The following is a 6,249-nucleotide window of genomic DNA, read 5'->3' as shown; positions in this document are numbered from 1 at the left end:
ATTTTTTTTATGTGTTGTTGCAAGATCAATGATATGTTCAATTTCATGAAATTGCTGTGCACGGTTTCCGTGCAACAAATCAAATGCGCCCGCACAAATAAGACTTTCAATGACACGCTTGTTTGCGGTGCGCAGGTCTATACGTGTACAAAAATCGAGTAAATCTTTAAAAGGACCTTTTTTAGTGCGTTCTTCAATAATGTTTTCGAGTGCAGCAAGGCCAACATTTTTTATGCCTTGTAATCCAAATAAAATAGTGCCGTCTACTACAGAAAAATCGACATTCGATCTGTTGATATCAGGTGGCAGTAATGTAATGCCAAGATCTTTTGTTTCTTGCAAATAAAAGGCCATTTTTTCTGGGTGCGTTGCTTCAAGAGAAATAAGACATGCCAAAAATTCGGGCAGATAGTTTGCCTTAAGATATGCGGTTTGATATGCAATAAGTGCATATGCAGCAGAGTGAGACTTGTTAAAACCGTAGCCTGCAAAGTATGCGAGCAGATCAAACAGTTCTTGTGCTTTTTTTGGATCAAAATTTTTTGCGGTAGCTTTTTCAATGAATATGGCACTTTGCTCAGCCATAACTTCTGCTTTTTTCTTACCCATTGCACGGCGTAAAATATCTGCTTCTCCGAGTGAGTAACCGCCGATAGCAGAAGCAATTTTCATTACCTGTTCTTGATACACAATAACACCAAATGTTTCTGCCAAAATTGGTTCTAATTCAGGAAAAAGATACTTAATTTGTTGCCGGCCATGTCTGCGCTCAATAAAATCATCCACCATGCCAGATCCAAGAGGTCCTGGACGGTAGAGCGCGTTGACTGCAATAATATCCTCAAATTTTTCTGGTTTTAGCTTCCGTAATACTTCTTTTAATCCACTGGATTCTAACTGGAATACACCTGATGTTTTACCCTCGCACATTAATTCGAATGTTTTTGGATCATCAAGTGGGAGTTTGTTCATATCAAGTGATACGCCATGAATAGCTTTGATGAGTTTCAGTACACGATCGATAAGTGTAAGGTTTTTCAGACCAAGAAAATCTATTTTTAGAAAGCCAATGCTTTCCAATTCTGTCATACCATATTGTGTAACTAATTCATTAGTTTTCGGTGGCACATAGACAGGCAATACTTCATCGATGGGATCTGGAGAAATTACAATACCGGCCGCATGTTTTGATGCATGGCGCGTGAGTCCTTCGAGTTTAAAGGCAATATCAAAAATATGTTTTGTACGAGGATTATTATTAATCAATTCTTGCAAACGTGGTTCTTGTTCTATTGCTTCGGTGAGCGTTATTTTTAATTGTTCGGGGACAAGGTTGGTAATTGCATTAGAATCTTCAAAAGAAAAGCCAAGAACACGTGCAACATCTTTAATAACACCTTTGGCCATCATGGTACCAAATGTTATGATGTTACAGACTTTGTCATGACCATATTTATCGCGCACGTAATTAATCACTTTGTCACGACCTTCAATGCAAAAATCGATATCAATATCGGGCATGCTCACACGTTCAGGATTTAAAAAACGTTCAAAAAGAAGATTATATTTAAGCGGATCAATGTTTGTTATTTGTAGTGCCCATGCAACTAATGATCCTGCAGCAGAACCACGACCAGGTCCAACGGGAATTGCTTGACGATATGCCCATTGAATAAAATCACTGACAACCAAAAAATAACCAACAAAACCCATGCGTGTGATCAGATCAATTTCTAGTTCTAATCGTGCATCATATGTTGGCCATTGATTGGCAGAAATAAGATCATCATCTTTTAATCGTTGTAGTCCTATTCGGCACATGTGGGCAAAATATGATTCTTGTGTGTAATGTTCAGGAATGACAAATTGTGGGAAAAACAATGTATCGGTCTCAAAATCAAAGTTGCACATATCGGCAATAATGCCAGCATTCCATACCGCTTGTTCATGGCCTTTAAATTCTGAAAGCATTTCATTAGTAGTGCGCATGTATGCACGGCAATCGCCAAAGGTAAAACGGTTAGGATCATCCATTTTTGACTGAGTTTGGATCGAAAGCATAATTTCGTGTGCTTCATGGTCATGTGATGAGACATAATGACAATCACCAGCAGCAACGAGTTTAATATTCTTTTCTGTGGCGAGTGCAAACAGTTTTTGGTTCAAAATTTTTTGTTCTTCTTGATCTTCTGGTTGTACTTCGAGGAAAAAGCGATCTCTGCCAAATATGCGTAAAAACCAGTCAAGGCGTTCTGCAAGTTCTTTTTGGTTATTTGACATCAATAATTTAGGAATATGGCCACCAAGACACGCACTTGTTACGATAAGACCTTCGGAATGTTTCTCAAGGATGTTGTAATCAATTCTCGGTTTAAAATAGAAACCTTCCTGGTATGAATACGAAATGAGTTTGCACAGGTTTTTATAGCCGATTGCATTCTGTACAAGAATAATGAGATGATAATACTTATTCTCAGCATTTTTTACTTTGGCATCTTCAGTAAAATATGCTTCCATACCTAAAATTGGTTTTATGCCCGCTTTTTTACATTTTTGGAAAAATTTAACAGCACCAAAAATATTGCCATGATCCGTTATAGCAAGTGCTTTGTAATTATTTTCTTTACCAAACGCTACAAGTTTATCAAGCGATATCGCGCCATCAAGCAGTGAATATTCGGTATGAAGATGTAAATGCGTGAAATGCTGCGACATATTTAAGGTGCCTTAATAATTGTGCAAAATATAGTTTGTATAAGGATAAAAGATATTTGAATAAATGTTGAGTTTTATTAGTGTTTTTGGAATTCCAGTATCGTTTTAAACAGATAGGGAATTTTTTATGGCTAACATGTACAAAAAAATGGAAGTTATTACGGGGGTATTTTTATTTTTTTGTGTTGTATCGGGAATGGATAGACAACAAATATCTCTTCAAAAGAAGGTAATACAACATAGGCTTGGCGATTGTATTAATGCTGATAAAAAGATTACTGAAATGGAATTCAGTCCCGATGGTAAATTTCTTGTTGAAGTTCGGAGAACAAGCGATAGAAATGACATTGTAATAACAGATATTGATCAGAATGAAGAATATCGTTGTGGATGTGGCGATAATACTATTTGTGCTCTTGCAGTAAATAATGAAAAAATTATTACCGGGCATTTGTGGGATGATAAAAATAATCTTTTTATGTGGAACCTCAAGACAGGCGTTCAGATAGGGAATTTTTCAAAACAAGTTAAAGAAATAGATACAAAGTCTACATCTATTGGTCGTGTTGTATGGCATCCATTTGGATCGTATTTTGCTTCAGTACCAATTGGTCGTAAATTTTTTTTGCACGATGCTGTAACAGGAAATGTAAAAAAATGTTGTAATCAGAAATTGGTGAATGCAGTGGCATACAGTCCTTCTGGTGATTATCTTGTATCGGTGGGCGATAAGGCTATTGTTTTGCGAGATGGGCACACAGGGCAAAAAAAAAGAAAGCCCGCCATTGGAGCTCTTGCGGTAGTATGGAATCCTGATAGTAGTGTTTTTGTAGCAGTTTCTCATGATAAAAAAAATAATGTGATTGTTTGTGATGGTACAACAGGAAGAATTATTAGACTTTTTACTGATGATTTGCTTGGCAGGGATGGCTATTATGTAGAACGAGATGTCCAGTTTAGCAAAGATGGAAAATACCTCATTACTATTTCGTACGCCTACTTTGATCAGAGTAGAAATAATATAACAATACGCGATGGTAAAACATTTGCAATACTAGATTATATTGTCGCTCCAATAATAAAAGAAACGGTGGCCATCAGTTATGATAGTCAATATCTTGTTTTTGGTACAAAAACCAAGCAAGACAACATAACAATATATGGATTTGGAGAGCGCAAGATATTAGAATTTTTTACAGGAGATTCTCCTAAAATTATACGATGGCGTCCTTATCATGATAAAAATCAATTTGTTTGCGTATCTTCAAAAAAATGCGATCTTACTGTGTGGAATGTAAGCTAAAACATTGTCTGTTGGCAGTTTAAGAAGGCAAACAGAAAATCTTGTAATGTCCCGATGGCCTAATATTGGTTTTCTTACAAATATTAAAATTTATCTCGGTGATATAGGACCAATGGAAGGAGATAGTGGCAAGATTATACCGAACTTAGGAGATGCTACTGCAATAGTGTTCTATGCAGAGCAACTATAGAATATTTGCAAAATTCAAAAGTAAAAACAAATGAAACAGTGTGGATGTCTCTACACTGTTTCATTTTGTCTAAACAATATTTTGTATTTGCTCACGCATTTTTTCAATTTCAACTTTAACGTTAATTGCATGTGCGCTAATGGTTGAATCAGAGCATTTTGCGGTAATAGTGTTAATTTCGCGTGCCAATTCTTGCAGGGTAAAATCAAGACGTTTACCTTTTTCTGCTTCTGTTGCGGAAAGGATTTCTATTAATTTTTCTAAGTGGCTATTTAAGCGAGTAATTTCTTCATGAATATCAATTTTATCAAGCATGGAATACAGGCCGCTTTTTTGCGCATTGGCAATTAAGTTCTCATCGGCGCCAATTTCTTGTAGTGTTGCATGTACTTTCTTTTTACATTCTTCAACAAAAACATGAGCTCTTTCTGAAATTGCAACCATTTCTTTTTTGATGATGGTAATTCGATTATTAAGGTCTGTTGCCGAAGCATTACCTTCTATAGCTCTATCTTGCATAACTTTTTCAATAAGATCTGTAACAGCGGCTAAAATTTGATGTGTGGAAGTTTCATCGAGCGGTTGTTCTTCTTTAGAAAATATATTCGGTAATCGCACGATATTATCTATTTTTATATCATCGGACAGATTATATTTTGTTTTAATTTGATTCATTGCTTGCATATAGCTATCAATGATTGTCATAGCGGGAGTGATAGTGCCTTCAAAAATATTTGGATTACTTAAATATGCACTAAAATAAATGTGTCCACGGCGTAATTTTTCTTTGAATTGCTTGATGATTGTGGTTTCTAAGTGCGTCAACGTCATGGGTAATTTTATGGTGTTTTCAAAAAAACGAGAATTGAGAGATTTTAGGTTCATAGAAATGCTGGAACGTTCCCCTGATGGTGCAATTAAAACAAATGTTTTGGATGCAAAACCTGTCATGCTCGTGATAGTATATTTTTTCATCAGGATTGTCCTTATTTATCCAAGATTTGTGTATACATTTTCTACGTCATCATGATCTTGTACTTTTGATAAAAATTCAAGAACTTTATCGCTCTGTCCTTCTGGAAGTTCTGTAGTGTTTTTCGCAACCCATTCAAGACCAGAATTTTCTATTTTTAATCCAGCTTTTTCAACTGCATTTTTCACCGATTCCAGAGCTTTTGGATCACAATATATGGTGTATGCATTATCATCTATTTGCATGTCCTTAATATCGTATTCGATAAGGTGTTCAAGTAACTCGTCTTCCGTGATTTTTCCTTGTGCAGTAACTGCACCAAGTTTTTCAAACATCCAGTTTACCGTTCCTAATTCACCCAAGGATCCATTGTTTTCGGAAAATAGTCTTCTAAATTCAGCAACAGTACGATTTTTGTTATCCGTAATTGCATCGATCATCACAGCTATCCCATGAGGAGCATACCCTTCATAGGTATATTCCTCGTATTGCGCACCAGGAAGTTCACCCGTGCCTTTTTTAATTGCACGCATTGCGTTTTCTATGGGCATGTTTGCTTCTTTTCCTTTTTCAAGCAAAAGTCGCAAACGGGGATTAAGATCGGGGTTTCCGCCATTTTCACGGGCGGCTATGGTAATTTCTTTAATAATTTTGGTAAAAACTTTAGATTTTTTTCCGTCTTCTTTAGCTTTTTTACGCTTAATATTGGCCCATTTGCTATGACCTGCCATGACTTTTTTGTCTCCAGAAGGGTAAAATGCTCTGTTTTTGAAATATAGTATGATTTTATTTTACTTCTAAATTGTTTAACTGTCTAACCAGATGAAGATTTTATTTATATTTTCGCACGCTTTAAAATTGTTTTTTTGTAATTAATATTGACTTTTTTGTTTTGTTTTTTTTAAACTGAAAGCAATACAGGTGGAGTATATAAGAGCCCATCCCTAAACTAGAAAAAAGCCTTTAGAAAAAGTAAAATCTCCTTAAGAAACAACCGAAAATTGATTCAAAAGGAGATTTACACATGTGCCATACTAAAAATTGTTATGAAATTTGCATAAACAAAGC

At 35.6% G+C, this 6,249-nt stretch carries 4 protein-coding genes; 1 reads left to right on the top strand and 3 read right to left on the bottom strand.

Going from position 1 to position 6,249, the window contains the following annotated elements; genetic code table 11:
- On the bottom strand, window positions 1–2,715 hold a 2,715-nt coding region (dnaE, locus tag VJJ26_00020), incomplete at its 3' end, for a DNA polymerase III subunit alpha (protein HLC06547.1).
- Window positions 2,716–2,842: 127 nt separating this feature from the next.
- Between dnaE and VJJ26_00015 the strand changes: the two genes are divergently transcribed.
- The gene (locus VJJ26_00015; protein HLC06546.1) at window positions 2,843–4,018 is read left to right on the top strand and encodes a hypothetical protein; all 1,176 of its coding nucleotides are present in this window, start codon (window positions 2,843–2,845) and stop codon (window positions 4,016–4,018) included.
- Between the two features lie 259 nt (window positions 4,019–4,277).
- On the opposite strand, the gene VJJ26_00010 is transcribed toward VJJ26_00015, so the two are convergent.
- On the bottom strand, window positions 4,278–5,183 hold the full coding sequence (locus VJJ26_00010) for a YicC/YloC family endoribonuclease (GenBank protein HLC06545.1): 906 nt from the start codon (window positions 5,181–5,183) through the stop codon (window positions 4,278–4,280).
- A 15-nt stretch (window positions 5,184–5,198) separates the two neighbouring features.
- Window positions 5,199–5,912 (bottom strand): YebC/PmpR family DNA-binding transcriptional regulator, encoded by a 714-nt coding sequence (locus VJJ26_00005; GenBank protein ID HLC06544.1) that lies wholly within the window; start codon window positions 5,910–5,912, stop codon window positions 5,199–5,201.
- Window positions 5,913–6,249: the final 337 nt, after the last annotated feature.

The sequence above is a fragment of the Candidatus Babeliales bacterium genome, from assembly GCA_035288105.1.
In the GTDB taxonomy this organism is placed as follows: Bacteria; Babelota; Babeliae; order Babelales; family Vermiphilaceae; genus SOIL31.
Note: the sequence above shows the minus strand (reverse complement) of the source record. Positions and strands in the feature narration are given on the sequence as shown.

Excerpts from the sequence above, each read along its gene's own strand:
- VJJ26_00015 (HLC06546.1), top strand. The coding sequence starts at position 2,843 with ATGGCTAACATGTACAAAAAAATGGAAGTTATTACGGGGGTATTTTTA.
- VJJ26_00010 (HLC06545.1), bottom strand. The coding sequence starts at position 5,183 with ATGAAAAAATATACTATCACGAGCATGACAGGTTTTGCATCCAAAACA.
- VJJ26_00005 (HLC06544.1), bottom strand. The coding sequence starts at position 5,912 with ATGGCAGGTCATAGCAAATGGGCCAATATTAAGCGTAAAAAAGCTAAA.